We start from the raw sequence: 1,660 nt of genomic DNA, 5'->3' as shown, positions 1-1,660 counted from the left end.
CCGGTGTGGACGGTGTGGACGGCCGCGATCAGCTCCTCGGGGGAGATGTCCTTGGGCAGGAAGCCGTGGGCGCCCGCGCGCAGGGCGGCGACCACGTACTCGTCCATGTCGAAGGTGCTCAGCGCCAGCACCCGGGAGCCGGGGCAGCTCCGGGCCAGTTCGGCGGTGGCCTGGACCCCGTCGAGCACCGGCATCCGGATGTCCATGACCACCACGTCGGGGTGCAGCCGCCCGGCCAGTTCCACGGCCTCGGCGCCGTTCCCGGCCTCCCCCACCACCTCGACGTCCGGGTGGGGGGCCAGGATCAGGGCCAGGCCGCGCCGGACCAGCGGCTGGTCGTCGGCGATGAGCACGCGGATCATCGGGTGGCTTCCTCTCCGTCGGCGGCGCCGGCCCCCGCTGCGACGGGGAGGCGGGCCGCGACCCGGAAACCGCCCTCGTCGAGCGGGGCGGCTTCCAGGGTGCCGCCCTGCAGGGCGACGCGTTCACGCATTCCGATCAGACCGTACCCGCCGTGCCCGAGCGGCCGCGCCGGGGCCGTACCGCCGCCGGATCCGCTGCCGGGCCCGTCGTCGCGCACTTCTACGGTGACCTCGTCCGGACGGTACGTCAGCCGTACGTGGGCCCGCGCGTCCCCGGCGTGTTTGCGGGCGTTGGTCAGGGCCTCCTGCACGACCCGGAACACCGTCAGACCGACGGTGGGCGGCAGCGGGCGGACCGCGCCGCGCACGGTGAACTCGGTCTCCATTCCGGCGAGCCGGGACTCGGTGACGATCCGGTCCAGGTCCGCCGCGCCGGGCTGCGGGGCGGGCGGGACCGTCTCCGGCTCCTCCCCGGCGCGCAGGACGTCCAGCAGCTGCCGCATCTCGGACAGCGCCATCCGGCCGGAGCCCTCCAGGGTCACCAGGGCCTCGCGGGCGGCCTCCGGGTCGTGGGCCAGGTTGGCCCGGGCGCCGCCGGCCATCAGCTGCATGGTGGTGATGTGGTGGGCCACGATGTCGTGCAGCTCCCGGGCGATGCGGCGGCGTTCCTCGGCCACCGCCCGCTCGGCGAGCAGCACCCGGTTGGCCTCGGTCTCCCGCTGCCAGCGTTTGACCAGCAGGCCGGTGACGACGACGAGGAAGGTGGCGCCCGCGTTGGCGGCGACGCCCGCGCCGGAGCCGAACAGCCGGCCGTCCTGTCCCATGCTGGTCAACGGCACGGTCGCGAGGGCGGCGCCGGCGACCACGGCGGGCCGGCGGGCCACGGCGACCGAGTACAGGGCGACGGCCGGGGTGAGGCCGAAGTGCGATGACATCGAGCCGGCCAGGTTCGCCACCGCGCCCAGGAGCAGGACCGCGGCGAGCACCACCACCGGGTGGCGGCGCCGGGCGAGCAGCGGAAGCGCCGAGGCCACCACGAAGAACGCCGAGGTGACCGCCAGGGGAGCGCCCTCGAACTGGGTGTCGAACGCGAAGCCCGTGAGGTCCACGGCCGCCGCGCCGACCGCCACCAGTGCGTCGTTGCGGCTCCACGTCAGCCGGTCGGCTCGCGTGCTCATCGTTTCGGCCCTCCCCCACGGGCCGCCGCGCGGCCGCCCTCGTCGCTCCATTCTCGCCCCGCCCGCGGGCCCGGACAGCATCCCCGGGGACCGGCCCGGACCAGGACCAGGGTCCTGGTC

At 75.7% G+C, this 1,660-nt stretch carries 2 protein-coding genes; both read right to left on the bottom strand.

The window, feature by feature from the left end; all coding sequences use genetic code 11:
* The coding region (locus ACFV0Q_RS41445) for a response regulator transcription factor (protein ID WP_385013272.1) at positions 1 to 362 on the bottom strand (362 nt) is incomplete at its 3' end.
* Positions 359 to 1,540 (bottom strand): sensor histidine kinase, encoded by a 1,182-nt coding sequence (locus tag ACFV0Q_RS41440; RefSeq protein WP_385013270.1) that lies wholly within the window; start codon positions 1,538 to 1,540, stop codon positions 359 to 361. The genes ACFV0Q_RS41440 and ACFV0Q_RS41445, both read right to left, overlap by 4 nt.
* Positions 1,541 to 1,660 lie beyond the last annotated feature (120 nt).

This window comes from Streptomyces sp. NPDC059564, from assembly GCF_042735575.1.
GTDB lineage: Bacteria > Actinomycetota > Actinomycetes > Streptomycetales > Streptomycetaceae > Streptomyces.
This window is presented reverse-complemented; position numbering and strand designations above follow the sequence as displayed.

Excerpts from the sequence above, each read along its gene's own strand:
- ACFV0Q_RS41440 (WP_385013270.1), bottom strand. The coding sequence starts at position 1,540 with ATGAGCACGCGAGCCGACCGGCTGACGTGGAGCCGCAACGACGCACTG.